Source organism: Saccharothrix sp. 6-C, assembly GCF_016695385.1.
Taxonomy (GTDB): Bacteria; Actinomycetota; Actinomycetes; order Mycobacteriales; family Pseudonocardiaceae; genus Actinosynnema; species Actinosynnema texasense.
Genome location: NZ_CP064192.1, coordinates 305,459 through 331,341 on the forward strand (window position 1 = coordinate 305,459; position 25,883 = coordinate 331,341).

Genomic DNA, 25,883 nt, shown 5'->3' on the forward strand with positions numbered 1-25,883 from the left:
GGCGACACCTCGTCGGTGAAAGGGTGAACACCGCGGTCGTCCGCCTGCCGCACAAGGGAAACCGGGTTAACGTCACAGGGTGCTCGCCGAGCTGTTCCTCGACGCGTCCCGCGCCTGCGACGTCCACAGCCCGCTCACCCGCACCCTGCTGGTGGCCGCGGCGGACGACCTGGCCCGCGGCGGCGTCACCGCGCGGGTGATGGCGGGCGCCGAGTGCGACCGGCACGGCACCGTGCCCGGCCTGCGGTTCGCGGGCGCCCTGCACCGGCTCGTCCTGGAGGGCCGCGCGCCGACCCTGGCCAGGCACTACCCGACGGCCGGCGGCCGACCGGACCTGCGCACCGTGTGGGACGACGCGCTGCCCGTGCTGCACGAGCACACCGACGAGCTGCGCGCCCTGGTCACGTCCACGGTCGTGCAGACCAACGAGCCCGGCCGCAGCGCGCCCCTGTTCGGCGGCCTGCAGACCGCCACCCACCTGGCCGCGGCCGAGGCGGGCCGGCGCGCCACGTTCCCGATCCGGCTGCTGGAGGTCGGCGCGTCCGGCGGCCTGAACCTGCGCCCGCACCGCCTCGCCTACCGGGTGGACGGCGTGACGTTCGGCGACCCGGGCAGCCCGTTCGCCCTCGACCCGGGCTGGACCGGCCGCCCGCCCGTCGACCTGCGCCACAACCTGCGCCTGGTCCGCCGCGCGGGCTGCGACCTCAACCCGGTCGACGTGTCCACAGAGGACGGGCGGCTGCACCTGTCGTCGTTCGTCTGGGCCGACCAGCGGGCCCGCTTCGAACGGCTCCAGGCCGCCGTCGAGCTGGCCCGGCTCGACCCCGTCCCGGTGCGGCGGGCGACCGGCCCCGAGTGGCTGGCCGAGCAGCTCGCCCGCCCGGAGCGCGACGTGCTGACCGTCGTGTGGCACTCGGTCGTCTGGCAGTACGCGTCGCCGGCCGACCGCGCCATGGGCCGGGCGATCCTCGCCGACGCGGCCTCCCGGGCCACCCCGGTGGCGCCGCTGGCGCTGCTGGTCTACGAACCGCGCCGCACGCACACCGCGGGCGCGTACGAGTTCCGGCTGCTGCTCAAGCTGTGGCCGGCGGGCGTCTCGCTGCGCCTGGGCACGGGCGTCGGGCACGGCATCCCGTTCACGTGGGACACCGCGCCCTGGAACTGACCGGTCAGCTCCCGGTCGCGATCAGCAGGGTCACCGTGGCGAGCCACCCGATGAGAAAGGTGAGCACCCAGAACCGCAGGTTGGTGAACATTCTGGACATGGGGGGACGTCCCGTCGCTGGCTGGGGAGGGTGAAGGGGCTCAGAGCCATTGGTTGCGACGGAATATTCGGTACAGGGTGAGGCAGACGACGAGGATCACGGCGATCACCATGGGGTAGCCGTACTTCCAGTGCGTCTCCGGCATGTGGTCGAAGTTCATGCCGTACACGCCGACCACCATGGTCGGCACGGAGATGATCGCCACCCAGGCGGCGAGCTTGCGCATGTCCGAGTTCTGCTGGAGCGTGATCTTCGCCAGCACGGCGTTGACCAGCGTGGTGAGCAGCTCGTCGAAGTTGATCACGCGTTCGGACACCTCGGTGAGGTGGTCGTCCACGTCGCGGAAGTAGGAGCGCACCTGCTCGGGGATCAGCGGCGTGTAGCCCTCCGCCAACCGCCGCAGCGGCACGGCCAGCGGCATCACCGCCCGGCGCAGCTCCAGCACCTCGCGCTTCATCAGGTAGATCTGGTCGGCGCTGACCCGGCTGCGCGGCTGGAAGACCAGCGCCTCCATCTGGTCGATGTCGTCCTCGATGTGGTCGGTCACGTCGAGGTAGTTGTCCACCACGTGGTCGGCGATCGAGTACAGCACCGCGGCCGGTCCCGTGCGCAGCCGCTCCGGCTCCTCCTCCAGCTGGCGCCGCACCGCCGCCAGCCCCGAGTGGTTGCCGTGCCGGACCGTCACCACGAACTCGCGGCCCAGGAACACCATGATCTCGCCGCTCTCGACGATCTCGTTGGCGGTGTCCGGCGACGAGTTCTGGATGTACCGGACCGTCTTGAGCACCATGAACAGCATGTTGTCGTAGCGCTCGAGCTTGGGCCGCTGGTGCGCGTGCACGGCGTCCTCGACGGCCAGCTCGTGCAGCCCGAACGTGTCCGCGACGCCCTGGATCTGCTCCTCGTCCGGCTCGTGCAGCCCGATCCAGACGAACCCGTCGCCGCGCTTGCGCACCTCCTCGACCGCGTCGACGTGCGACCAGCGGCCGGGCAGGCGCTTGCCGTCGACGTAGACGCCGCAGTCCACGACGTACCGCGCGAGCGGCACGGGGATGGGCAGCGGGGGTCGTTCCTGCGCGCGGCCTCTCAAGCCGCCGAGCGAGGGCAAGCTGGGCACGGGTCCTCCAGGTGGGGAGCGTCGACTCGACGAACGACGACGGCACGTCCCGACCGGTACCGCTGGGCCTAGCTGTGGAAAGCCGGCTCCCCGATGAGGACGCGCGAGGTACTCGCAGGATGGGGGTCGTTACTCATCGGTAGTCCTCACCTCCTCGGGTCGACTGGCCGCGGCGGTGTAGTCGCTCACAGACCAGTTGCCGAGGGTACTCCCCCGGTGCTCACACTGTCGTCCCGGTCGGCGTGGTCCTCGATCACACCGACCCCACCAGTAGCCGGCCAACGGAGGCGTGCGGTGCAGTTCGGGCGTTATTACGAGGAGTTCGAGGTCGGCGCGGTCTACAAGCACTGGCCCGGGAAGACGGTCACCGAGTACGACGACCACCTGTTCTGCCTGCTCACCATGAACCACCACCCGCTGCACCTGGACGCGCACTACGCGGCGGAGACCACCGAGTTCGGCAAGAACGTCGTGGTCGGCAACTACGTGTACTCGCTGCTGCTGGGCATGTCGGTGCCCGACGTGTCGGGCAAGGCCATCGCCAACCTCGAGGTGGAATCCCTCAAGCACGTCAAGCCCACGTTCCACGGGGACACCATCTACGGTGAGACCGAGGTGCTGGACAAGACGCCCTCGAAGTCCAAGGACGACCGCGGCGTGGTCCACGTCGAGACGCGCGGGTACAAACAGGATGGAACGGTCGTCTGCGTGTTCCGCCGGAAGGTCATGGTGCCCAAGCGCTCCTACGCGCCCGGGAACGCGACCGGTGCGGCGCGCGGCGGCGAGCAGCCGGGCAGGCCCGAACCCTCGGCCGGCTGAGCCGGCGATTAGACAAGGGAGTGACGTGACCTCGCTGGATCTGGTGCGGCAACGACTGGCCCGGTTCGCCAGGAGCGAGGCGCACGGCGTCTCGCCGCTCTACGAGCACCTGGCCTCCCACGCCGCCGACGATCCGGAGGTCGCCGGCCTGCTGACCGCCGCCCCGGAGCGGTTCGCGCACGCGACCCTGCTCCTGGCGGCGGCGCACCGGCTGGTGCAGGCCGAGCCGTTCCACCGGCTGTCCGACTACTACCCCTCGCTCGGCGGCACGTACGGCGCGGACGAGAGCACCTGGCGGCTGTTCCGGGAGTTCGTGCTCGACCGCGCCGACAAGGTGCGCGAGCTGGTCGCCACCCGCTCGGTGCAGACCAACGAGGTGCGGCGGGCCACGCTGCTCTACCCGGCGCTGGCGCGCGTCAAGGGGCCGGTCGGGCTGCTGGAGGCCGGCTGCTCGGCCGGCCTGCTGCTCGGCCTCGACCAGTACGGCTACCGCTACCAGACCCAGCAGGCCGGGCAGCTCGTCGCGGGGCCGGCCAAGGCCGCGCTCGGGCTGCACTGCGCGCTGGAGCTGGCGCCGGGCGCGGAGCTGCCCAAGATCCCCAAAACGGTGAAGATCGCGGCCAAGGTGGGGCTGGACCGGGCGCCCGCCGACCTGACCGACGAGGACACCTACGCGTGGCTCGAGGCGTGCGTGTGGGCCGACCAGCCGGAGCGGCTGCGGCTGTTCGGCGTGGCCGCGACCGTGCAGCGCAAGTCGCCGCCGGAGTTCGTGGTCGGCGACGCGGTGGCGGACCTCGGCGCGGCCGCCGCCCGCGTGCCCGAGGACCTGCCGCTGGTGGTGCTGACCAGCAACGTCCTGCCGTACCTGGCGGGGGAGGAGTTCGTGGCCGCGCTGCGCGACCTCGGCCGCCCGGTGTGGTGGTTGAGCCACGAGGGCTACGCGGCGGGCCTGGCGCACGTGCTGCCCGGCCGGGACGACCTGCGCCCCGGCCCGGACGACCCGGCGTTCGGCGTGGTCGGGCTCGTCCGGTTCGAGGGCGGCGAGGTGCGGTCGGCGCAGGCGTTGGCGAGGACGGCGCCGCACGGCCAACGGTTGGTATGGCTCCCCTGAACGGGGGAGGCCGTTCACGAACGGGGTAGTTGGCCCCAGGCTTCGAGGGTCTCGCGCAGCATCTCGGTCAGTGGGAGTGTGGCCAAGATCGCAGCGTCGACCCAGCGCGCGTCCACCGCGTCGTCGCCTGGTCGGAGCACGCCGGATCGCACCTGGCAGGCGTAGTCGTGGATCTCGTAGACGCCGCGTGGCGCCGTGCGGGTGACGCTGCCCACCAACGCCCCGACGGTTACGGAGAGTCCCGTTTCCTCGCGCAGTTCCCGCACGATTGCGGTCTCGTCGGACTCGCCGGGCTCGACTCGGCCACCCGGTATCGACCACAGTCCCTCACCTGGAGCATTGCCCCTCCGCACGAGTAGCAGTCGCCCGTTCGAGTCATGGACGATGCCACCGACACAGCGGATCCGGGGCTCACGTTCGGCCGTCACGATTACCAAGAGTAGTCACACCGGGTTGGCGGTGCAGGACGCTGACCCAAGTGCGGTACAAATCTCCCGACGTGTCGCGGAGTGCGGTACAACGGTTTTCACTGGCGCCAAACGGGTGCGGTAGCGAACGGGGTTGATCACCGTGAATCTGAAGAAGATTCTCACTTTCGCCGGGGTCGGCTTGGTCCTGTTCTTCCTCATCGCAGAGCCTCAGCAAGCGGCTCAGCTGGTGCAGAACATCCTGGGCACCCTTCGGGAAGCCGCTGAGGCGCTCATCACCTTCGTGAAACAATTGTTCTGAGTCGCCCGACTCCTCCCCCACGGCGAGAGGTCGCAGGCATGTTCGCACCACGGGACCCCGACGAGTACCTGCTCCCCACGGAGCGTCGGGTCATCCGGGTACGCAGGCACTGGAGCAGCCTGCTCTGGGATCTCCTGGAGGCCGGCGCGCTGCTCGCCGGCGCCATGATGATCTCCTACCTGCTGCCCGACAACGCGGTCATCGTCCAGAACATCCTCTGGTACGCCTCGCTGTTCGTGCTGCTCAGGCTGGCCTACTTCGTCATGGAGTGGTGGGTGGAGCGGATCGTCGTCACCGACAAGAGGTTCATGATCTCCTCGGGGGTCTTCGAGACCAAGGTCGCCATGATGCCGATCAGCAAGGTCACCGACCTCACCTACGAGCGTTCGGTGCTCGGGCGCATGTTCGGCTTCGGCACCCTGGTCGTGGAGTCGGCGGGTCAGATCCAGGCCCTCAACCGGATCGAGTACCTGCCCAACCCCGAGGAGGTCTACGACGCCATCTCGGAGTTGACCTTCGGCGACAAGAAGGCCCAGGCGGAGCGCTTCTCGATGATCAAGGCGCAGCGGGCGGCGCGCGGCAAGAAGATGGTGCCGTAGGTCAGACCCGGCCGTGGTGGAGACTGGCAGGGTGCGCATCGACCTGCACACCCACTCGACCGAGTCCGACGGCACCGACACGCCCGCGGAGTTGGTGGCGGCCGCGGCCGCCACCGGCTTGACCGCGGTCGCGCTCACCGACCACGACACCGCTGCCGGCTGGGCGGAGGCGGCCACCGCGCTGCCACCCGGCTTGAAGCTGGTGCGCGGCGCCGAGCTGTCCTGTGCCTCCGACGACGGCCGGGGCCGGGTCATCACCGTCCACCTGCTCGCCTACCTGTACGACCACACCTCGCCCGCGCTGGTCGAGGAGCAGCAGCGGCTGCGCCTGGAACGACGACACCGACTGCGCCGGATGGCCGAGCGGATGGTCGACGACGGGTTCCCCATCGACCCCGACGAGCTGATGGCGGCCATGCCCGCCGACGCGCCCGCCGGACGTCCCCACCTCGCCATGGCGTTGATCCGGGCGGGCGTGGTGTCCACCGTCGACGAGGCGTTCGCCCGGTACCTCACCGGCGGCCGGTACTACGTGCCGCGCACCGACACGCCCGTGGCGCGGGCCATCGAGATGATCACCGAGGCGGGCGGGGTGACCGTCCTCGCCCACCCGTTCGCCACCTCGCGCGGCCCGATCGTGACCGACCAGGTGGTGGCCGACCTCGCCGGCCTCGGCCTGGCCGGCGTCGAGGTCGACCACCCCGACCACGACCCGCCGACGCGCGCGCGGCTGCGCGGCCTGGCGGGGGAGCTGGGGCTGCTGACCACCGGGTCCAGCGACTACCACGGCACCAACAAGACCGTGCGCCTCGGCGCGGAGACCACGTCACCGGACGTGCTCGACGCCCTGGCCGACCGGGCAACCGGGTGCAAGGTGCTGGTCGGTTGAGGTAGCGCCGCGAGAACTGTCGGACTCCCTCGGTAGCGTTGCGCCCGTGCAGGAACAGCTGGGGTTCGACTTCGGCGCGATGCCGAAGAAGCTCGTGCGGGTGACGCCGGCGAAGCTCACCACGTGGGCCGACTGCCCGCGCCGCTTCCGCATGGCCTACCTCGACCGGCCGTCGCCGCCGCGCGGCGGGGCGTGGGCGCACAACACCCTGGGCGCGGTCGTGCACAACGCGTTGAAGGCGCTGTTCGACCTGCCCGCCCAGCGGCGCACCCCCGAGCAGGCGGTCGCGCTGCTGCACCGGCAGTGGAAGAACGACGGGTTCCGCGACGCCGAGCAGGCGGCCGTGTACCGGGACCGGGCGGTCGGGTGGGTGCGCGACTACGTCACCGAGCTGGACACGTCGATCGAACCGGTCGGCATCGAGCGCTGGGTGTCCACGCCCACCTCGAAGATCGTCGCCGAGGGCCGGGTCGACCGGATCGACCTGCGCGACGGCGAGCTGGTGATCGTCGACTACAAGACCGGGCGGCACGCGCTGACCGTGGACGACGCGCGGGGCTCGCAGGCGCTGGCCCTGTACGCGCTGGCGGCCCGGCGGACGCTGCGCAAGCCGTGCCACCGGGTGGAGCTGCACCACCTGCCGACGGGCACCGTGGCGGTGTGGGAGCACACCGAGGAGAGCCTGGGGCGGCACGTGTCGCGGGCCGAGGAGGCGGCGGACGAGCTGCGCCTGGCCACCGACACGCTGGAAGCCGGCGGCGACCCGGAGATCCTGTTCCCGCCGCGCACCGGCAACCAGTGCACGTGGTGCGACTTCCGCCGGTCGTGCCCCGAAGGCCGGCAGGCCGCGCCGACGATCGACCCGTGGTCGTTGCTCGCGCCGTAGAGTTGGCCGCGTGACGATGGTGGACAGCGGACCCGAAGCACGCCTGGCCAGGCTGTGGCGCGGCGTCAGCGGCGCGCTCGCCGTCGGCTTGGCGCTGCTCGCGCTGGCCCTGATCGGCGTGCAGGTCTACGCGGGAGCCCACGACCTGCCCGGACCGGGCCTCGCCGTGGTGGCCGGGCACGGCGCGGCGGCCGCCGCCGCGGTGGTGGCGCAGGTCGTGGCCGACCGCCGGCGCGGCTGGGCGGTGGTGTGGTGCGGCCTGCTGGTCGTGCTGCTGACCGCGTCGACCCTGTGGTTCTTCTGGTGGGCCTAGCGGCTCGGGCCGGTCTCAGGACAGCCAGGCGCGCCAGGTCGGCAGCAGCGTGGCCAGCAGGGCGTCCGGCGCCTCGGTGTTCGGGTTGTGCATGACGCCGGACAGCACGGCGAAGTCGGCGTCGAGGCGTTCGGCCATGTCCCGCTGCCCGGCGGACGACCAGGCGTCGTCCAGGTCGCCGCACACCACCAGGCACGGGATGCCGTTCGACCGGGTGACGCGGGCCAGCTTGGCGACCAGGTCCGGTTCGGCGCGCAGCGCCTCGCCCATGCCGAGCAGCCCGACGGGTGACGAGCGGACGAACCGCTCGCGGTAGAAGTCCTTCAGCTCCTGCGGCACCATCCGCCAGCGCGGGTTGAGCGCCAAACGGGTCTCGTTGACCTGCTGCGACGCCTCGATGCCCTGCTCGCGGAGCACGATCTCGCCGTAGTCCAGGGCGGTGCGGCGCTCACCCGGCGGCAGCTCGGACGGACCGGACGCCATCAGCGTCAACCCGGCCACCGGCGCGCCCGCCAGCACCGCGCCACGCGCCACGAGCCCACCGAACGAGTGACCCAGCAGCAGCACCCGCCTGCCCTCGGCGGCCAGCTTCGCGGCCAGCTCGGCCACCACCCCGCCCAGCGCCTCGGGCCGGTAGTCGGACTCGGCCGGCGGGCCGGGCGACTCGTACTGGCCGGGCAGGTCGATCGCCACGACCTCGATGCCGGCGTCGGCGATCGGGTCGAGCAGCGGCGCGAAGTCCTCTTTGGACCCCGTGTAGCCGGGGAGGAGCAGCGCGGTCGCGCCGAGGTCGGGTCCGGCGGCGGGCGCGTGGAGGGCCGCGACGGGCCCGTGCCTGCCGGGCAGGTCCACGCGTTGCGCCCGGTGCGGGCTGAACTGCGAGTGCACGTCTGGCAGTCTGCCGCACCGGCCGCTCGTGCGCGTGACGCGTTACCGCAGTGGACGCCGCGCGGCGTGGTGCCGGGCGTGGTTCCGGGGGTTCAGCGGAGGGCGACGAGCGTGCCGCCGCGCTGCTCCAGCACGACCGGGCCCTCGGTGGCCATCTCGACCGGGCCGGTGTGGTCGCCGCGGTCGACCGGGATCGACGCGACCTCCTCGCCGGTGATCTGGTCGAGCACCTTCAGCCCGGCGTCGACCGGCAGCAGCAGCCGGCCGGCGAGCGTGGTGCCCGCGCCGAGCGTGCCGGTCGCGGTCCACAGCGGGTTCAGCTCGGTCAGCGACAGCGCCACCGTCTTCGACCCGGTGAACCAGTAGACGTTCGCGGTGCTGGTGAACGTCGACGCCACCCGTCCCGGCGGGTCGCCCGCGAGCTCCTCGGCGGTGACGTCGACCGGGTAGCTGCCGATCGAGGAGCCCGTCTCGGAGTCGAACACCACGAGCCGGCCCGGCACGACCAGCGCGACCCGGTTCGCCGTCACCGCGACCACCCGCGCGCCGTTCTCACCGGTCACGGTGGAGGTGATGACCTGCGGCTCGTCGGACTTCTCGGGGTTGGGCTTGAGGATGGTGAGGCGGTCGGACGGGTCGAGGGAGGGGCAGCGCTCGATCATCGCGATCTTGCCGCCGGTGACCGCGAACGAGTGGTACGTGCAGCCGGTGCGCGGCTGCTTGTTCGGGTTCACGATCGCGCGCAGGGCGCCGTACTCCATCGAGCGGACCAGGTCGTCGCGGCGGTAGACCTCGACGTACGTCCCGCCCGTGGTGAGCACGTGCGAGCCCTCGTTGAGCAGGCGGGTGCCGAACTCGGCGTCACCGTTGCGCTGCGGCCCGCGCTTGCCGGAGGCCGTCTCGAGGGTGGTGATCTCGGAGCAGTTGGTGTCCTTGCGGTGCGCCGCGAACACCCGGCCCCAGGCCGTGGTGACCGTGCACAAGGGGAGGTCGCGGGCGTAGCGCCAGCGGACGTCGCCGGTGAACGCGTCGCGGCCGACCACCTCGCCGCCGTCACCCGTGACGACAACCGAGTCGAGGTTCACCGGAACAGGTGTCGCCCCACTGGGCGCACGCCAAATCTCCGACAGCGTCGGCGGCATCGCGGTGACGGGCTGCAACGGGGTGATCTCGGACGGACCCGTTTGGCTGACGGTGTTGCGGGCGTCGCTGGTCAGCCACAGCACGAGGCTCGCCACCAGCACCGCGACCACGACCAGGGTCAGGCCGATGAAGTCGCCCCTGGTGCGCCACGACCTGGACGGCACCGGCTCGTGCGGCTCGGTGCCGTGCGGATCGGCGTCGTGCGGCTCGCGGCCGTCGTCGTGCGGCTCGACCTGGGGTTCGACGGGCTGCGCCAGGACGTCTTCCCCGTCCAGCACGACCTGCCCGTTCGACTCCGCCTGCTCCGGCTGGCCCACTGCCCGGCTCCCGATGGTCGGTGATCTGTCGCGTTCGTCTGGCGACATGCTGCCACCACCGGGAAGAGGTCGGTGTGAGGCGGCGGCCCTACCGCTGCCCGCGACCTCCCGCAACCGCGCGCGCCCGCCCGTCCTGCCTGGTGGGTGCGGCCTGACTGCCAGTTCTCGGCGGTCGATCCCCGGGCCAGTTCCCGGCGGCCGTTCCCAGCCGCCCGATCCCGGCCACCCGTTTCCCGGCCACCCGTTCCCCGGTCGCGCACTTCCACCCGCCCGTTCCCGGCGGCCCGGTCCTCGCGGTCCGGGCCGGTTCCGTTCCGGGTGGTGGCCGGTCGCGGCGGGGTGTGCCGCTGTCTCCTGGCGGACCCGGGTCGCCGTGGTGGCGGTGGGCGGGTTGGCCAGGGGCCGGGGTTGGTTCGGGGCTCCTCGTTTCAACCGAGGTGCGGTAACGGTGTTTCCGTACAATTTCAGGCCATGATCACCCGATCGTGTGGCTGATCGGGCCGGGCAGCGCTCGTGCCCGCGCTGCCCACCACGATCATCCCCTACTCGGCCGCCGCGGGCTCGGTGGAGTCGCCGCCGGTGCGGCGGCGCCTGCGACGACGCGGGCGGTCGGCGTCACCGGCCGGGGTGGCCGACGACTCCGGGGCGCCCGCGGTGACCTCGGCGGACGCCTCGGCGGTCCCGCCGCCCTCGCCGGCGGCCGACACGCCACCGCGGCTGCGGCGGCGCTTGCGCGGCCTGGTGCCGCCTTCCTCGCCCGAACCGGAACCGGTGGTGCTGCCACCGCTGCCGGCGCCGGACTCGGCGGCCGGAGCCGCGTCACCCGACCGGCCGGTGCGGCGGCGCTTGCGCGTCTTCTTCTCGCCCTTGAGGTTCTCCTCCGGCTCGGCGTCCAGGCCCGCGCGCGTGCGCAGCCCCAGCGGCAGCCGACCGGTCGAGCCCGCCGGGATGTCCAGCTCCGCGAACAGGTGGTCCGACGTCGAGTACGTCTCCACCGGTTCCGGTTTGCCCAGGTTGAGCGCGTCGCTGATCATCTTCCACCGGGGCATCTCGTCCCAGTCGACCAGCGTCACCGCGACACCCGTGCGCCCCGCCCGGCCGGTGCGGCCGATGCGGTGGACGTAGGTCTTCTCGTCCTCGGGGCACTGATAGTTGATCACGTGCGTGACGCCCTCGACGTCGATGCCGCGGGCCGCCACGTCGGTGGCCACCAGCACGTCGATCTTGCCCGAGCGGAACGCCCGCAGCGCCTGCTCGCGCGCGCCCTGCCCCAGGTCGCCGTGCACGGCCGCGGCGGCGAAACCGCGTTCGACCAGGTCGTCGGCGACCTTCTGGGCGGTGCGCTTGGTCCGGGTGAACACCATCGACAGGCCGCGCTCGCGCGCCTGCAACGCCCGCGCCAGCAGCTCCGACTTGTCCAGCGCGTGCGCCCGGTAGACGAACTGCTCGGTGCGCTCGTGGATGGCGCCCGCGTCGTTCTCCTCGGCCCGCACGTGCGTGGGCTGGTTGAGGAACGTGCGCGCCAGCGTGATGATCGGGCCGGGCATGGTCGCCGAGAACAGCATGGTCTGCCGCTCGTCGGGCACCATGCGCAGGATCCGCTCGATGTCGGGCAGGAAGCCCAGGTCGAGCATCTCGTCGGCCTCGTCGAGCACCAGCCCGCGCACCTTGCCCAGCACCAGGTGGCGCTGCTCGGCCAGGTCGAGCAGCCGGCCCGGGGTGCCGACGACCACGTCGACGCCCTTGCGCAGGGCCGCGATCTGGGGCTCGTAGGGCCGCCCGCCGTAGATGGCCAGCACGCGCACGTTGAGGTGCTTCGCCGCGTCCGTCAGGTCGTGGGTGACCTGGAGGCACAGCTCGCGCGTCGGCACGACGACCAGCGCCTGCGGCGTGCCGTCACCGGGGGTGACGATCCGTTGCAGCAGCGGGATGCCGAAGCCCAGCGTCTTGCCGGTGCCGGTGCGGGCCTGGCCGATGACGTCGTCGCCGGCCAGCGCCAGCGGGAGCGTCAGCTCCTGGATGGCGAACGTGCGGTGGATGCCCGCCTCGGCCAGGGAGCGCACGATCTCCTCGCGCACCCCCAGCTCGCCGAACGTGGGCGAATCGGACTTGACCGGGGCGTCGGCCACGAGCGGGTGCGAGGTGTCGTCCTCGGGGACACCTGCCTCGCTGTGCTCCAAGGCCACCGGGTCGACATGGGTCTCTTCGTTCGTCGCGGTCAGGGTGATCGCCTCTCTCGTACCAGCGCGCCACGGCCTGTACGGGCCGCTCGACCGCGTCACCGCCACTCGACCACCGCTAGGGGGCCGGGCGGGTCGCGGGAGGGCCAGCGAGGTGTGTGCGCGCACCCTCTCCTGGCGGCACGGTGCCGCCGCAGTTCAGCCTTCGGCACCGCTGCGAGCCCCCACTGGGCCGCGCCGCGCCGGGCGTCATCTGTCGAGTCTACCCGCCGACTAGGCCGATCGGGCTGGTTCGCGGCCGTGAGTGCGGATTCGCGTGCCTGGGGTGTCGCCGACGACACGCGACTAGGCTCCGTGGCATGAGCGACCGGGGAGTGGGTGCAGCGGTGGACCAGGTTGCGGTGGGCGGCGCGGACCAGGTGGCGGAGGGCGTCGTCGACCTGCTCGGGGCCCTCGCGTACGGCGAGCTGTCGGCGTTCGACCGGCTCGCCGAGGACGCCAGGACCGCGCCCACGCTGGCCGGGCGCGCCGCCCTGTCGCAGATGGCGGCGGCCGAGATCGGCCACTACGCGCTGCTGGACCGCTACCTGGCCGAGCGCGGCCACTCGCTGGAGGAGGCCATGCGGCCGTTCGCCGCGGGCTTCGACGGCTTCCACGCCTCCACGGCGCCGCGCTCGTGGCTGGAGTCGCTGGTCAAGGCCTACGTCGGGGACGCGCTGGCGGCCGACTTCTACCGCGAGGTCGCCGAGTGGCTGGACGAGCCGACGAAGGAGCTGGTGCTCGCGGTGCTGGCCGACACGGGTCACTCGGCGTTCGCCGAGCGCGAAGTCCGGTCCGCCTGCGACGACGACCCGAAGCTGCGAGACCGGCTCACGTTGTGGGGTCGCCGGCTGCTCGGCGAGGCATTGACGCAGGCCCAGTACGTGGTGGCGGAGCGCGACGGGCTGGCGGAGCTGATCGTGCGCGGCTCGGGCGACCTCGCGGGCATCGCGGCGCTGTTCCGACGCCTCCAGCAGAGCCACACGCGGCGCATGTCGGCCCTCGGGCTCGGCTAGGGTTGGTGTTCGAAAGCCATCAACGCCGCACGGAGGTCAGCGTGGAGGTCAGGGTCGGGATCGCGGACAGCCCGCGGGAGCTCGTGGTGTCCAGCGGGCTCACCCCCGAAGAGGTCGAGGCGCAGGTCCAGGACGCGCTGAAGGCGGGCACCGGGCAGCTCGTGCTGATCGATCAGAAGGGCGCCCGCTACCTGGTGCCGGCGGCGCGCATCGCGTACGTGGAGATCGGGCCGAGCGACTCGCGCCGGGTCGGGTTCATCTCCGGCGACTGAGCGCGCGGCACTGGGCCGAGTGAACTCCGGGCCCGGGCGACCGGGCACGCGAAAGGGCACCCGATCGGGTGCCCTTTCGCGTTCTCCGGCCCCGGTGATCAGCCGACTTTGAACGGCGGCGTCGAGGTGCCCGCCACGCGGTAGCGCAGCCACGGGTCGCGGTCGGTCAGCGCGCCGGTCGCCGAACCGTCGGGGGTGCGCAGCAGCGCGGTCCGCGCGCCACCCTCCACCAGCTCGGTGACCTGCTCGTTCGCGCCGACCCGGCCGTACCAGTGGTAGCGGCCGTCGATGGGCTGGAAGTAGCCGCGCAGCTCGACGTCGACCGGCACCTCCCGCTCGTCGAACACCAGCACGGCCGCGCCGGTGTAGCCCTCTTCGTCGTGCTCGTGCTCTTCGGACATCACGCCTCCTCGACGTCGACGACCCGCAGCCGGGGTCCTTCGGGCCGGTCGCCGTCGGCGAACCCGGTGCTCAGCGGCTCGTCCGGGTCGAGTGCCACGCCCGCGGAGCGGAGCAGGCCGTCGATGGCGTGCCAGATGATCGTGGTCAGGTAGTCGCTCAGGCTCGCCCGGGTCATGGACTGCCGGTCGAGCCACCAGTCGCCGGCGTTCTGCACCATGCCGACCAGCGCGTGCGCCCACGGCTCGGCGCCGCCGGAGTCCATGTCGAACGCCCGCAGGTAGTCGCCGAGCAGCCGGGCCAGGGCCGCCGCGATCAGCTGCTTGTCCTCGTTGACGACGTCCTGCTCGACCGGCCGGTCGGTGAACGACTTGCGCACCACGAACCGGTACAGGTTGGGGTGCTCCTCGATCACGGACAGGTACGCGTCGACGATGCCCTGGATGCGGGGCCGGATCGGGCCGTCGAGGTCGATCGCGGGGCCCATCTTGTCCATCAGCATCTCGGTGCCGCGCCGGCCCACGGCCAGGTAGAGGTCGGACTTGTCGGCGAAGTGCCGGTAGAGCACCGGCTTGCTGACGCCCGCCTCGGCGGCGATCTCGTCCATGCCCACGTCCGGGCCGTGCTTGGCGACGGCGCGGATGGTGGCCTCCACGAACTCGGCGCGCCGCGCTTCGCGGTGACCCTTCCACCGTTCCCGGCGGGCGTCGGTTCCGCCCTTGACAGTTCGAGCCATGTGACGCACGCTACCAGAAGTAACCGTTACCTCAAGTTACAGATAACTCTCCCCGGGAGGGACCACCGATGACGAAGGCCTTGAAGGTCGCGGATCGCGAGAAGACCGCCGAGCGTCTGCTCAACTCCTCGGCCGACAAGTTCTACGACCCAGAGGTGGACATCGACTGGTCCGCGCCCCTGGTCGACGGCCTGCGGTTCACGCCGGAGCACCGGTGCTCGCTGTACGGCACCGAGCTGTGGGACCGGATGAGCCCGGACCAGCGCGTGGACCTGTCCCGGCACGAGGTCGCGAGCGTGGCCAGCGTCGGCCTGTGGTTCGAGATCCTGCTGATGCAGATGCTGCTCAAGGAGGTCTACCGCTCGGACCCGACGACCAAGCACGCGCAGTACGCGCTGACCGAGATCGCCGACGAGTGCCGGCACTCGACGATGTTCGCCCGGATGGTCGAGACGATCGGCTGCCCGCCCTACGGGCCCGGCCAGTACACCTACCAGCTGGGCAAGCTGCTGCCGGTGATCGGCTACGGGCCCGCCCTCTACGGGTCGATCCTGGTCGCCGAGGAGATCCTGGACCGGCTCCAGCGCGAGACGATGGCCGACGAGACCGTGCAGCCGCTGGTGCGCATGGTCAACCGGATCCACGTGCTCGAAGAGGCCCGGCACGTGCGGTTCGCGCGGGAAGAGGTCGTGCGCGGCATGGCCGGGCTGACCCGGAAGGAGCTGCCCTACCAGCGGTGGCTGATCGCGACCACGTCCATGTTCATCACCCGGTCGCTGATCAACCCGGACGTGTACGCGGCCGTGGGGCTGGACAAGGAGCAGGCGCACAAGGCGGCGCTGGCCAACCCGCACTGGCGGGAGAGCATCCGCTGGTCGGGCGAGCGGATCATGAAGTTCCTGGACGAGGTCGGTCTGGTCGGCAAGCCGGGCATGAGCGCGTGGCGCCGCTCGTTCCTGCTCGGATGAACGCCGGGACGGCCGCCGTCGCCGTGGGCGGCGATCGGGCCGGGGAGGCCGGCCGGTACACGACCTCCGACGGCACGGCGCTGCACGTCGTGGACACCGGGCCGCGGGACGCCGAGGTGACCACCGTGCTGCTGCACGGCTGGACGTTGGACCACACGTCGTGGGACCTCGTGGCGTCGGGGCTGCCGGGGCGCGTGCTGCGGTACGACCACCGGGGTCACGGCCGCTCGGCGCCCGCGGCCCCGGGCACGGCCACCATCGCGCGGTGCGCCGACGACCTGGCCGAGCTGGTCGCGGCCCTCGTGCCGACCGGCCGGCTCGTGCTGGCCGGGCACTCGATGGGCGGCATGACGATCATGGCGTTGGCCGAGCAGCACCCCTCGCTGCTCGACCGCGTCGACGGGGTCGTCCTGGTCGCCACCTCGTCGGGTGAGCTGGCCGGGTCGACGCTGGGGCTGCCGGGCGCGGTGGGCCGGGCGTTCGTGGCGGGGGAGAAGGCGGTGAACCGGCGGATCGCCCGGTCGCGCCGGCCCGTGCTGCTCACCCGCACCGAGATGGTCCGGCCGGGGCTGCGGTGGCTGCTGTTCGGCAAGCGCCCGTCGTGGCGGGACGTCGCCATGACGGCCGCGATGGTCGGCCGGTGCCACCCGGTGAGCATGGTCGGGTTCCGCGACTCGCTCGACGGGCACGACCGGCGCGAGGCGCTGGCCGGGCTGGCGGGTGTCCGCGCGGTCGTGCTGGCGGGCGCGGAGGACCGGCTCACGCCGCTGCGGCACGCGCGGGTGCTGGCGGACGAGCTGCCGCACGCCGAGCTGGTGATCCACCTGGGCGCCGGCCACATGCTGCCCTTGGAGAGGGCGCGAGAGGTCACAGCGCACATCACCGCGCTGCTGTGAGCAACCGGTCGAGGGCCGCCACCACCAGGGGTACCCCCGCGAAGGGGAACCCTTGTCTTGATCCTGCCGGCAGCCACCGACAACCACCGCGCGTCCACGACGACCTGTGGACAACTCGGCGCGGCGGTGATCGCCGGTGAGGGCCGCTTGTCGGGGGCGGCCCTTACCGCGCGGACGCCCCCCGGCTCAGCGCCGCAACGGGGCTCAGTGCTGCAACGGGAAGCCGCCGCCGATGCCCCGCCAGGCGAGGTTCGAGATCAGGGCGACCGCGTCCTCCTTCGCGAGCTTCCGGTCGTCGGCCAGCCACGCACGTGCCGTGACCTGCGACAACCCCACCAAGCCGACCGCGAGCAGCCGGGCGCGGTGCTCGTCGAGGCCCGCGTCGGCGGTGATCGTGTCGGTGATGGCCTCCACGCTGTCGGTCGTCGCCCGCTCCACGGCGCGCGCCACCGCCGGCTCGCCGCGCAGGTCCGACTCGAACACCATCCGGAACGCCTGGCCCTCGCCGTCCACGAAGTCGTAGAACGCGGCGACCGCGGCCTTCACCCGCTGCTTGTTGTCCGTCGTGGACGCCAGCGCACCGCGCACGCGGTTCACCAGCTCGTCCACGTGGGACTCCAGCAGCGCCATGTACAGCTCAAGCTTGCCGGGGAAGTGCTGGTAGAGGACCGGTTTGCTGACCCCCGCGCGTTCCGCGATCTCGTCCATCGCGGCGGCGTGGTAGCCGTTGGTCACGAACACGTCCTGCGCCGCGGCCAGCAACTGGGCACGCCGAGCGGTCCGCGGGAGCCGTACACCCCGCCCCGCCGCGCCGCCGTGGTGCCCGACCGCAGTCTGGGTCGTCTCCGTCATGGTGCCTCCAGCCAACCAATCACTTCGCGCAACCGGGAAGGGGGTTGCCCTTCCGGCTCGCCGGCAACCTTACTCGCTGGTAGCTGCGTTCCGGGAAAGCTTCTCGTTTCGTAGGACGCCCGGCCAGGCATCCTGGGGTGGTGACCGAGACGCTGGAGGCCCGCAGGACCGCCATCACCCACGTGCCCCTGTCCACCGCGCCGCTACCTCCACTGGACACAACGATCCAGCCGTGGCCTGGTGACTACGTCGAGGTGGGCGGGCACAGCGTGCACGTCCGCCGCACCGCGGGACCGGCCGGGGCGAAGGCGGTCTACGTGCACGGGCTCGGCGGCTCGGCGACCAACTGGACCGACCTGGCGGCACAGCTGCGCGAGCACGTCGAGGGCCACGCCCTGGACCTGCCCGGGTTCGGCCGGTCCGAGCCGATCGACGGCTACGACTTCCGGATGACCACCCACGCGCGGGTCGTCATCGAGTACATCGAGTCGCTCGGCGCCGGCCCCGTGCACCTGTTCGGCAACTCCATGGGCGGCGCGATCACGTTGATCGCCGCCTCCGCCCGGCCCGACCTGGTGCGCACCCTCACCCTCGTGTCGCCCGCCGTCCCCGACCTGCGGCCGAGCCTGAGCCGGGTGTCGGACCGGCGGCTGCCGCTGGCGTTCCTGCCGGTCGTCGGCCCGCGCGTGCAGGCCCGCCTGGCCGCGATGACGCCACGCGAACGCACCCACCAGATGCTGCGGCTGTGCTTCGCCGACCCCGACGCGGTGCCGGCCGACCGGATCGAGCAGAGCGAGCACGAGTACACCGAGCGGTCCGCGCAGGCCTGGGCGGGCGGCGCGCTCAGCGCCAGCACGGTCGACCTGATCCGCTCGTGGCTGGTGCCGAGGTCGAAGTCGATGTGGCAGCTGCCGCCGAGGATCACCGCGCCGACGCTCGTCGTGTGGGGCACCGAAGACCGGCTGGTCAGCGTGCGCAAAGCACCCAGGGTCGCCCGGCTGCTCCCGCGCGGCCGGCTGCTCGTGCTGCCGCGCACCGGGCACGTGGCGCAGATGGAACGACCCGTGTCCGTGGCGCGCGCCGTGACAGGCATGTGGGAAGCGGTCGAACGGCAGGCGTGGTGACCCGCGACCCGTTCAGCCGACCGGGGACGCGCAGGTCACCTGGAGTCCGCCGCCCGGTCGCGGTTGTGGCACCCTGGTTGCCGTGAACCGGACGTCGCAGGGCGCGCGTGACACGGCGCCGTCCTCTGATGGCCCGCCGCCGCTGTCCGAAGAGCGCTACCGCCGCGGCACGCGCCGCACCGGCGCCGAACCGCTCGCCGCGGCCTGGGAACCGGCCGGTCGCCGCCGCCGCAAGCGCCGCCGGGGCCTGAAAGGGCTGATCGCCGGCTACGGCTGGCGGATCTACGCCATCCCCGTGCTGCTCGTGCTCACCGCGCTGGTCGTGCTCGACACCGCCGCGCCGTCGACCTCCGCCGACGGCGGGACGAACCCGACCACCGGCCCGCCCACGCCGCCGGCCACCTCCGGGCCGCCCGAAGCGACCGAGAAACCGCCGGTCGACGTGGACCTCAAGAACTTCCCCACCGCGCAGCTGCCCGACGGGCCGAAGTTCTCCGAACAAGGCGCGGGCACGTTCGCCGTGGTGCCGGGCGGCACCCAGCCGGCAGGCACGGGCGGCAAGCTCTACAAGTACGCGATCGCCATCGAGGACGGCGTCGAACCCGCGGACTACAACGGCGACCGCGAAGCATTCGCCCGCACGGTCGACGGCATCCTCGCCGACCCCCGCAGCTGGGTCGGCACCGGCCAGGTCACCATGCAGCGCGTCGAAGGCGGACCGGTCGACTTCACCGTGAGCTTGACCACCACCGGGACCACCCACGCCCTGTGCGGGTTCCAGATCCAGTTCGAGTCGTCCTGCTGGCACCCCGGCACCGAGCGGGTCGTCATCAACGTGGCCCGGTGGGTGCGCGGCGGCAAGGTCTACGGCAGCGACCTCAGCGCATACCGGACGTACGCGATCAACCACGAAGTCGGCCACGTGCTCAAGAACCCGCACGAAGGCTGCAAGGAGAACGGCAAAGCCGCCCCGGTGATGATGCAGCAGTCGTTCGGGGTGGCCAACGACTACGTCGCCCAGCTCAACTCGGTCGACTCCTCCAACCGGTACGCGGTCGAGGCCAACGGCCTGGTCTGCACCCCCAACCCGTTCCCGAACGCGCAGTGACATGGCGCCGCCTCCGGCGTCGCGGCGAGGTCGCCGGAAGTCGGGCGTCCGAGCCTCGTTTCCCGGCGATCGAAAAGCGTGATCGCCGGGAAAGGAGACTCGGACGCCCGACGCGACCTCGCGGTGAGGTGGCGGTGAAGGCCACACAGAGGTGTGAGGTGGGGTGTCCCGAGGCTTGGGACGACTTCCCATCGGGGAAGACGGACGGGCAGGCTGGTGTTGTCCGTCGGTAGAGGACATGTTTCGTCGAGGAGGACTCAGATGGCGCTTCCGCCGCTCGTGGAGCCCGCAGCGGAGCTGACCAAGGAAGAAGTAGCGCGCTACAGCCGCCACCTGATCATCCCGGACGTCGGGGTCGACGGGCAGAAGCGGCTGAAGAACGCGAAGGTCCTGGTCGTCGGAGCGGGTGGCCTGGGCAGCCCGGCCCTGCTCTACCTCGCGGCGGCGGGTGTCGGCACGCTGGGCGTGGTCGACTTCGACATCGTCGACGAGTCGAACCTCCAGCGGCAGGTCATCCACGGTCAGTCCGACGTCGGCAAGCCCAAGGCCGAGTCGGCCCGGGACTCGGTGGCCGAGATCAACCCGTTCGTGAAGGTGGTGCTGCACCAGACCCACCTGAACTCGGAGAACGCGCTCGACATCTTCCGCGACTACGACCTGATCCTGGACGGCACGGACAACTTCGCCACCCGGTACCTGGTCAACGACGCGGCCGTGCTGCTGGGCAAGCCGTACGTGTGGGGCTCGATCTACCGGTTCGAGGGCCAGGTCAGCGTGTTCTGGGAGGACGCGCCGAACGGCCAGGGCCTGAACTACCGCGACCTCTACCCCGAGCCGCCGCCGCCCGGCATGGTGCCGTCGTGCGCGGAAGGTGGCGTGCTGGGCGTGCTGTGCGCGTCGATCGGCTCGGTCATGGTCACCGAGGCGATCAAGCTGCTGACCGGCATCGGCGACCCGCTGCTCGGCCGGCTCATGGTCTACGACGCCCTGGAGATGTCCTACCGGACGATCAAGATCCGCAAGGACCCGGAGAGCCCGAAGATCACCGAGCTGATCGACTACGAGGCGTTCTGCGGTGTCGTGTCCGACGACGCGCAGCAGGCCGCCGCGGGCAACACGATCACGCCGCTGGAGCTGAAGCAGAAGCAGGACAGCGGCGAGGACTTCCTGCTGGTGGACGTCCGCGAGCCGCACGAGTACGAGATCGTGAAGATCCCGGGCTCGGTGCTCATCCCGAAGGACCGCATCCTGTCGGGCGAGGCGTTCGCGGAGCTGCCGCAGGACAAGCAGGTCGTGCTGCACTGCAAGTCGGGCGCCCGCTCGGCCGAGGCGCTGGCCGTGCTGCACCAGGCCGGGTTCAAGGACGCGGTGCACGTGGGCGGCGGCGTGCTCGCCTGGGCGCGCGAGGTCGACCCCTCCCTGCCGACGTACTGAGCCGACCCACGACGCCGGGGCTGCCCTCAGAGGCCGCCCCGGCGTCGTGCGCTCACGGCTCGGTCATCTCGGCCAGGAACGGCGGCAGGCGGTGCCCCGGTGGCGCACGACCAGCAGGAACGGCCGGTCGAACCGCACCACCAAGGCCGGCGGCTCGGCGAGGTCCGAGGCCGCCGCCAGGTCCACCTCGGGCAGGTGCAGGCCGACCTCGGTGAACCGCACCCCGGTGACCAGGTCGGCCAGGGCGCCGGGCCTGCGTGGCGTCGGTCACAGACCAAATCCTCCTACCGAGACCGCAATAATGCGGTTAGGCCGAATGCGTGGACACCACGTGTTCGAACGCCCGAGGTCCACCAACGGGAGGCCCGGTGCAGGTAGCGTGCCGGCCGTGACCACTCCGGAGCCGCCGCCGTCGCACGTGCGCGCCGCGTTCGGCGCGCGCGACGCCGAGCCGGAGCTGATCGACGGCGGACCGGTGTGGCGGTGCGGCGACGCGGCGATCCGGCCCGCGGGCAAACCGGCCGAGGCCACCTGGGTGGCCAAGACCCTCGACGCGCTCGACGTCGACAACCTGCGCGTGGCCAGGCCGCTGCGCTCCACCGACGGTCGGTACGTGGTCGGCGGCTGGGCGGCGACCAAGTACCTGTCGGGCCGCGCCGAGCCGCGTCACGACGAGGTCGTGGACGTGGCGGTGAAGCTGCACCGGGCGACCGCCGAGCTGACCAGGCCCCGGTTCCTGGACGCGCGCGTCGACCTGTTCGCCACCGCCGACCGCTGCGCGTGGGACGAGGAGAAGGCCGACCTCGACCCCGACCTCGGCGGGCGGCTGTTCGACCTGACCGCCGCCCGCCGCGAGCCGGTCGCGCTCAAGCCGCAGGTGGTCCACGGCGACCTGTTCGGCAACGTGCTCTTCGCGGGCGACGCCGCGCCGGCGATCATCGACTTCGCCGCCTACTGGCGTCCCGCGCCCTACGGCGCGGCCGTCGTCGTGGTCGACGCGCTCGCCTGGGGTGGCGCGGATCACGGTCTGCTCCAGCGGTGGGCGCACCTGGAGGAGTGGCCGCAAATCCTCCTGCGAGCCACCCTGTTCCGGCTCGCGGTCCACGCCCTGCACCCCCGTTCGAGCAGACAATCTCTGGCGGGCCTGGAGCGAACGGCCGCACTCGTCGTCGACCTGCTGTGACCTCACCCTCAACGCGCCGTAGCTGAGCAGGCAAGTTCGCGTGGACGAAACAATCCGCGGTCTGGCGTTAACAGCCGGTTCTTACCGTCGGGCACGTGACCGACTCCCGCAGGATCGACACGCACTGCCCGTACTGCGCGCTGCAATGCGCGATGACCATCGAGAACGGCAAGGTGTCGCCGCGGGAGTTCCCGACCAACCGCGGCGGGCTGTGCCAGAAGGGCTGGACGTCGGCCGAGCTGCTGACCTCGCCCGCGCGGCTGACCACGCCGCTGGTCCGCCGCGACGGCGAGCTCCGGCCGGCCGGCTGGGACGAGGCGCTGGACCTGATCGCGGCCAAGCTCGCGGAGCTGCGCGAGGAGCACGGGCCGGACTCGGTCGGCGTGTTCGGCGGCGGCGGGCTGACCAACGAGAAGTCCTACCTGCTCGGCAAGTTCGCCCGGGTCGCGCTGGGCACCTCCCAGATCGACTACAACGGCCGGTTCTGCATGTCCAGCGCCGCCGCCGCGGGCCTGAAGGCGTTCGGGCTGGACCGCGGCATGCCGTTCCCGGTCACCGACCTCGACCACGCGGACGCGATCCTGCTGGTCGGCGGCAACCCGGCGGAGACCATGCCGCCGTTCGTGCAGCACCTCAAGAACGCCGAGCTGATCGTCATCGACCCCCGGCGCACGCCCACCGCCGAGCTGGCCACCCTGCACCTGCAACCCGCGCCCGGCACGGACCTCGCGCTGGCGCTCGGCCTGCTGCACACCGCCGTGGCCGACGGCTACCTGGACAAGCAGTACCTCGACGAGCGCACCACCGGCTTCGACGACGCCTGGCGCGTCGCCGCGACGTGGTGGCCCGAACGGGTCGAGCGGGTCACCGGCGTGCCGGTCGCCGACCAGCGGGCGGCGGTGCGCATCCTGGCCGAGGCGCACAACGCCTTCATCCTCACCGGCCGCGGCACCGAGCAGCACGCCAGCGGCGCGGACACCGTGTCGGCGTGGATCAACCTGGCGCTCGCGCTGGGCCTGCCCGGCCGCGAGTACTCCGGGTTCGGCTGCCTCACCGGCCAGGGCAACGGGCAGGGCGGGCGCGAGCACGGCCAGAAGGCCGACCAGCTCCCCGGCTACCGCAAGATCGACGACCCGGCGGCCCGCGAGCACGTGATGGGCGTCTGGGGCGTCGACGACCTGCCCGGACCGGGCCGTTCGGCCTACGAGCTCCTCGACGCGCTCGGGCAGCCCGGCGGACCCAAGGCGCTGCTGGTGTTCGGCAGCAACGTCATCGTCTCCGCGCCGCGCTCGCAGCACGTCGCCGACCGGCTCGGGGCGCTGGACCTGCTGGTCGTCGCCGACCTGGTGCTGTCGGAGACGGCCGCGGTCGCCGACGTCGTGCTGCCGGTCACGCAGTGGGCCGAGGAGAGCGGCACGATGACGAACCTGGAGGGCCGCGTCCTGCTGCGCCAGGTGGCGGTGGCGCCGCCGGAAGGCGTGCGCAGCGACCTGGACGTGCTGCACGGCCTGGCCACCCGCCTCGGCCAGCCCGCCGAGCGGTTCCCGACCGAACCCGAGGTGGTGTTCGAGGAGCTGCGGCTCGCGTCCGAGGGTGGCGTCGCCGACTACTCCGGCGTCACCTACGAGCGACTGCGCCGGGGTGAGGCCCTGCACTGGCCCGTCGTGCGGGACAGCACGCCGCGCAACTTCCTCGACCGCTTCGCCCACGCCGACGGCCTCGCCAGGTTCGTCCCCGTCGAGCACCGCGGCCCGGCCGAGCTGCCCGACGCCGACTACCCGTTGCAGGCGACCACCGGCCGGGTGCTGCAGCACTACCAGTCCGGCGCGCAGACCCGGCTGGTGCCCGAGCTGACCAAGGCCGAGCCCGAGGCGTACGTGGAGGTCCACCCGGACACCGCGGCCAGGGCGGGCCTGGACCACGGCGGCATGGCGGCCGTCGTGTCGCGGCGCGGCCGGACCGTGGCGCGGGTGCGCTGCGTGCCCTCGATGCGGATCGACGTGGTGTTCCTGCCCTTCCACTACGCGGGCGAGGGCCGGGCCAACCTGCTGACCAACCCGGTGCTGGACCCGACCAGCCGGATGCCCGAGTTCAAGGTGTGCGCGGTCCGATTGGAGTCGGTATGAGGAACGTTGTCATCGTGGGCTACGGCATGGCCGGCGCCCGGCTGGCCGACGAGATCCGCCACCGCGACCCGAAGGCGGAGCGCGTCTCGGTGACCGTGCTGGGCGACGAGTCGCACCACGCGTACAACCGGGTGCTGCTCTCCAGCGTGGTGGCCGGGTCGCTGACGCCCGACGCGGTGCGGCTGCACGACCCCGACTGGGCCGCCAAGCACCACGTCGACCTGCGGCTCGGCGGCGCCGTCACCAAGATCGACCGCACCCGCCGGGTCGTGCACGTCGACGACACCGAGGTGCCCTACGACGCGTTGGTGCTGGCCACGGGCTCACGCTCGTGGGTGCCGCCGACGCCCGGCCTGCTCGACGGCAACGGCGACCTGGCCTCCGGCGTGGTGGCGTTCCGCTCGCTGGACGACTGCGCCGAGATCGTGGCGAAGGCCTCGCCCGGCACGCCGGTCGCGGTGCTCGGCGGCGGGCTGCTCGGGCTGGAGGCCGCCCGCGGCCTCGCCGGCCGGGGCTGCCTGGTCACCGTGGTGCACCCGGTCGGGCACCTGATGGAACGGCAGCTCGACGCGGGCGCGGGCCGGGTCCTGGCGACCACGTTGAACGGCCTGGGCATCGAGTTCCGGCTCGGCGTGCTGGCCGCGAGGTACACGCCCGGCGACGGCCTGGAGCTGGACGACGGCACGCACGTGCCCGCCGACCTGGTCGTCGTCTCGGCGGGCGTGCGCGCGGAGACCGGCCTGGCCGAGCAGGCGGGCATCGACGTCGACCGGGGCGTCCTGGTGGACGACGCGCTGCGCACCAGCGACCCCAGGGTGCACGCCATCGGCGACTGCGCCCAGCACGTCGGCACCGTGTCCGGCCTGGTGCAGCCCGCGTGGGAGCAGGCGGCCGTGCTCGCCGACCGGCTCACCGGCGTCGCGCCGGCCGCCCGCTACGCCGGCACCACCGTCGTGACCAGGCTCAAGGCCCGCGACGTCGACCTGGCCGCGTTGGGCGACGTGCACGTGGGCGTCGACTCGGCCGACGACGAGGTGCTGTGCTTCCAGGACCCGGCGCGCGGCCGGTACGCCAAGCTCGTGCTGCGCGACGACAAGGTCACCGGCGCGATCGTGCTCGGCGCACCGGACGCGGCGGCGGCCATCACCCAGCTGTTCGACCGCGGCCTGCCCGCGCCGACCGACCGGCTCGCGCTGCTGCTGGGCCGCGCGCTGCCCGCCGAGAACGAGGCCAGCCCCGCCGACCTGCCCGCCGCCGCGGTGGTGTGCCGGTGCAACACGGTCAGCAAGGGGCAGCTGGTCAGCGCCTGGCGGGGCGGCGCGACGACGCTGTCCGCGATCGCCGAGGTCACCCGGGCCGGCACGGGCTGCGGCGGCTGCAAGGACGCGGTCTGCGGGATCGTCGACTGGCTCGCGGCCTCACAGCCCCAGTCCGCGTGATGTGCGGGGGAGTTGCCGCCGACGACACCTGTCCG

The 25,883-nt window shown here is 72.3% G+C and carries 27 protein-coding genes; 18 read left to right on the forward strand and 9 right to left on the reverse strand.

Going from position 1 to position 25,883, the window contains the following annotated elements; genetic code table 11:
- The first annotated feature begins 79 nt into the window (after window positions 1–79).
- On the forward strand, window positions 80–1,165 hold the full coding sequence (locus IOD16_RS01480; RefSeq protein ID WP_201438594.1) for a DUF2332 domain-containing protein: 1,086 nt from the start codon (window positions 80–82) through the stop codon (window positions 1,163–1,165).
- 140 nt (window positions 1,166–1,305) lie between these two features.
- Here IOD16_RS01480 and corA read toward each other — a convergent pair whose 3' ends face one another.
- Window positions 1,306–2,382, reverse strand: a complete 1,077-nt coding sequence (gene corA, locus IOD16_RS01485; protein WP_123744024.1) for a magnesium/cobalt transporter CorA — start codon at window positions 2,380–2,382, stop codon at window positions 1,306–1,308.
- A gap of 294 nt (window positions 2,383–2,676) precedes the next feature.
- Between corA and IOD16_RS01490 the strand changes: the two genes are divergently transcribed.
- Entirely contained in the window at window positions 2,677–3,201 is a 525-nt protein-coding gene (locus IOD16_RS01490; protein WP_201438595.1) for a MaoC family dehydratase, read from the forward strand.
- A 25-nt stretch (window positions 3,202–3,226) separates the two neighbouring features.
- A complete protein-coding gene (locus IOD16_RS01495) occupies window positions 3,227–4,312 on the forward strand; it encodes a DUF2332 domain-containing protein (RefSeq protein WP_201438596.1) in 1,086 nt (361 codons plus the stop codon).
- Window positions 4,313–4,326: 14 nt separating this feature from the next.
- On the opposite strand, the gene IOD16_RS01500 is transcribed toward IOD16_RS01495, so the two are convergent.
- Window positions 4,327–4,740, reverse strand: a complete 414-nt coding sequence (locus IOD16_RS01500; RefSeq protein ID WP_123748119.1) for an NUDIX hydrolase — start codon at window positions 4,738–4,740, stop codon at window positions 4,327–4,329.
- A 142-nt stretch (window positions 4,741–4,882) separates the two neighbouring features.
- Here IOD16_RS01500 and IOD16_RS01505 point away from each other — a divergent pair, with 142 nt between their 5' ends.
- Genes IOD16_RS01505 through IOD16_RS01525 form a run of 5 tightly spaced genes read left to right on the forward strand, consistent with a single transcriptional unit; the run spans window position 4,883 to window position 7,728 of the window.
- Entirely contained in the window at window positions 4,883–5,041 is a 159-nt protein-coding gene (locus IOD16_RS01505) for a hypothetical protein (protein WP_170185132.1), read from the forward strand.
- A 38-nt stretch (window positions 5,042–5,079) separates the two neighbouring features.
- Window positions 5,080–5,640 carry a PH domain-containing protein gene (locus IOD16_RS01510; RefSeq protein ID WP_123744021.1) on the forward strand — a complete coding sequence of 187 codons (561 nt, stop codon included), beginning with the start codon at window positions 5,080–5,082 and terminating at the stop codon, window positions 5,638–5,640.
- A 31-nt stretch (window positions 5,641–5,671) separates the two neighbouring features.
- Complete coding sequence (locus tag IOD16_RS01515) at window positions 5,672–6,529, forward strand: PHP domain-containing protein (protein WP_123744020.1); 858 nt, start codon at window positions 5,672–5,674, stop codon at window positions 6,527–6,529.
- Window positions 6,530–6,575: 46 nt separating this feature from the next.
- Window positions 6,576–7,415, forward strand: coding sequence for a RecB family exonuclease (locus IOD16_RS01520; protein ID WP_123744019.1), 840 nt, complete (start codon window positions 6,576–6,578; stop codon window positions 7,413–7,415).
- A gap of 10 nt (window positions 7,416–7,425) precedes the next feature.
- Window positions 7,426–7,728, forward strand: coding sequence for a hypothetical protein (locus IOD16_RS01525; RefSeq protein WP_201438597.1), 303 nt, complete (start codon window positions 7,426–7,428; stop codon window positions 7,726–7,728).
- 15 nt (window positions 7,729–7,743) lie between these two features.
- Here IOD16_RS01525 and IOD16_RS01530 read toward each other — a convergent pair whose 3' ends face one another.
- The 3 genes from IOD16_RS01530 to IOD16_RS01540 all read right to left on the reverse strand — a co-directional run bounded on the left by IOD16_RS01530 (window position 7,744) and on the right by IOD16_RS01540 (window position 12,262).
- A complete protein-coding gene (locus IOD16_RS01530; RefSeq protein ID WP_201438598.1) occupies window positions 7,744–8,616 on the reverse strand; it encodes an alpha/beta fold hydrolase in 873 nt (290 codons plus the stop codon).
- A gap of 92 nt (window positions 8,617–8,708) precedes the next feature.
- Window positions 8,709–10,124, reverse strand: a complete 1,416-nt coding sequence (locus tag IOD16_RS01535) for an Rv3212 family protein (RefSeq protein ID WP_201438599.1) — start codon at window positions 10,122–10,124, stop codon at window positions 8,709–8,711.
- Between the two features lie 494 nt (window positions 10,125–10,618).
- Window positions 10,619–12,262 (reverse strand): DEAD/DEAH box helicase, encoded by a 1,644-nt coding sequence (locus IOD16_RS01540; protein ID WP_201438600.1) that lies wholly within the window; start codon window positions 12,260–12,262, stop codon window positions 10,619–10,621.
- A 353-nt stretch (window positions 12,263–12,615) separates the two neighbouring features.
- Between IOD16_RS01540 and IOD16_RS01545 the strand changes: the two genes are divergently transcribed.
- Together IOD16_RS01545 and IOD16_RS01550 are read left to right on the forward strand one after the other, a co-directional pair.
- Window positions 12,616–13,311, forward strand: a complete 696-nt coding sequence (locus tag IOD16_RS01545) for a ferritin-like fold-containing protein (protein ID WP_201438601.1) — start codon at window positions 12,616–12,618, stop codon at window positions 13,309–13,311.
- Between the two features lie 41 nt (window positions 13,312–13,352).
- Window positions 13,353–13,583: a DUF3107 domain-containing protein gene (locus IOD16_RS01550; protein WP_201438602.1), complete on the forward strand. Its 231-nt coding sequence runs from the start codon at window positions 13,353–13,355 to the stop codon at window positions 13,581–13,583.
- Window positions 13,584–13,681: 98 nt separating this feature from the next.
- Here the strand turns inward: IOD16_RS01550 and IOD16_RS01555 are convergent, their stop codons facing one another.
- A complete protein-coding gene (locus IOD16_RS01555) occupies window positions 13,682–13,984 on the reverse strand; it encodes a DUF4873 domain-containing protein (protein ID WP_201438603.1) in 303 nt (100 codons plus the stop codon).
- Window positions 13,984–14,718 (reverse strand): TetR/AcrR family transcriptional regulator, encoded by a 735-nt coding sequence (locus IOD16_RS01560; protein WP_201438604.1) that lies wholly within the window; start codon window positions 14,716–14,718, stop codon window positions 13,984–13,986. The genes IOD16_RS01555 and IOD16_RS01560 overlap by 1 nt, the downstream gene beginning before the upstream one ends.
- Before the next feature lie 68 nt (window positions 14,719–14,786).
- Between IOD16_RS01560 and IOD16_RS01565 the strand changes: the two genes are divergently transcribed.
- Both IOD16_RS01565 and IOD16_RS01570 read left to right on the forward strand, forming a co-directional pair.
- The gene (locus tag IOD16_RS01565; RefSeq protein WP_201438605.1) at window positions 14,787–15,686 is read left to right on the forward strand and encodes an AurF N-oxygenase family protein; all 900 of its coding nucleotides are present in this window, start codon (window positions 14,787–14,789) and stop codon (window positions 15,684–15,686) included.
- Window positions 15,683–16,582 (forward strand): alpha/beta fold hydrolase, encoded by a 900-nt coding sequence (locus IOD16_RS01570; RefSeq protein WP_201438606.1) that lies wholly within the window; start codon window positions 15,683–15,685, stop codon window positions 16,580–16,582. The genes IOD16_RS01565 and IOD16_RS01570 overlap by 4 nt, the downstream gene beginning before the upstream one ends.
- A gap of 204 nt (window positions 16,583–16,786) precedes the next feature.
- Here the strand turns inward: IOD16_RS01570 and IOD16_RS01575 are convergent, their stop codons facing one another.
- The gene (locus tag IOD16_RS01575) at window positions 16,787–17,434 is read right to left on the reverse strand and encodes a TetR/AcrR family transcriptional regulator (protein WP_201438607.1); all 648 of its coding nucleotides are present in this window, start codon (window positions 17,432–17,434) and stop codon (window positions 16,787–16,789) included.
- A 140-nt stretch (window positions 17,435–17,574) separates the two neighbouring features.
- Here IOD16_RS01575 and IOD16_RS01580 point away from each other — a divergent pair, with 140 nt between their 5' ends.
- The 3 genes from IOD16_RS01580 to moeZ all read left to right on the forward strand — a co-directional run bounded on the left by IOD16_RS01580 (window position 17,575) and on the right by moeZ (window position 21,100).
- Window positions 17,575–18,558, forward strand: a complete 984-nt coding sequence (locus IOD16_RS01580) for an alpha/beta fold hydrolase (RefSeq protein WP_201438608.1) — start codon at window positions 17,575–17,577, stop codon at window positions 18,556–18,558.
- A gap of 82 nt (window positions 18,559–18,640) precedes the next feature.
- Window positions 18,641–19,666, forward strand: a complete 1,026-nt coding sequence (locus IOD16_RS01585; protein WP_201438609.1) for a DUF3152 domain-containing protein — start codon at window positions 18,641–18,643, stop codon at window positions 19,664–19,666.
- Window positions 19,667–19,927: 261 nt separating this feature from the next.
- Window positions 19,928–21,100: an adenylyltransferase/sulfurtransferase MoeZ gene (gene moeZ, locus IOD16_RS01590; protein WP_123744008.1), complete on the forward strand. Its 1,173-nt coding sequence runs from the start codon at window positions 19,928–19,930 to the stop codon at window positions 21,098–21,100.
- Window positions 21,101–21,163: 63 nt separating this feature from the next.
- Here the strand turns inward: moeZ and IOD16_RS01595 are convergent, their stop codons facing one another.
- The gene (locus IOD16_RS01595; RefSeq protein WP_201438610.1) at window positions 21,164–21,322 is read right to left on the reverse strand and encodes a hypothetical protein; all 159 of its coding nucleotides are present in this window, start codon (window positions 21,320–21,322) and stop codon (window positions 21,164–21,166) included.
- Window positions 21,323–21,488: 166 nt separating this feature from the next.
- Here IOD16_RS01595 and IOD16_RS01600 point away from each other — a divergent pair, with 166 nt between their 5' ends.
- The 3 genes from IOD16_RS01600 (at window position 21,489) to IOD16_RS01610 (ending at window position 25,848) form a co-directional block, all read left to right on the forward strand.
- The gene (locus IOD16_RS01600) at window positions 21,489–22,283 is read left to right on the forward strand and encodes a TIGR02569 family protein (RefSeq protein WP_236594679.1); all 795 of its coding nucleotides are present in this window, start codon (window positions 21,489–21,491) and stop codon (window positions 22,281–22,283) included.
- Window positions 22,284–22,435: 152 nt separating this feature from the next.
- Window positions 22,436–24,409, forward strand: a complete 1,974-nt coding sequence (locus IOD16_RS01605; RefSeq protein WP_201441144.1) for a molybdopterin oxidoreductase family protein — start codon at window positions 22,436–22,438, stop codon at window positions 24,407–24,409.
- Window positions 24,406–25,848, forward strand: a complete 1,443-nt coding sequence (locus tag IOD16_RS01610; protein WP_201438612.1) for an FAD-dependent oxidoreductase — start codon at window positions 24,406–24,408, stop codon at window positions 25,846–25,848. The genes IOD16_RS01605 and IOD16_RS01610 overlap by 4 nt, the downstream gene beginning before the upstream one ends.
- The last annotated feature ends 35 nt before the right edge of the window (window positions 25,849–25,883 follow it).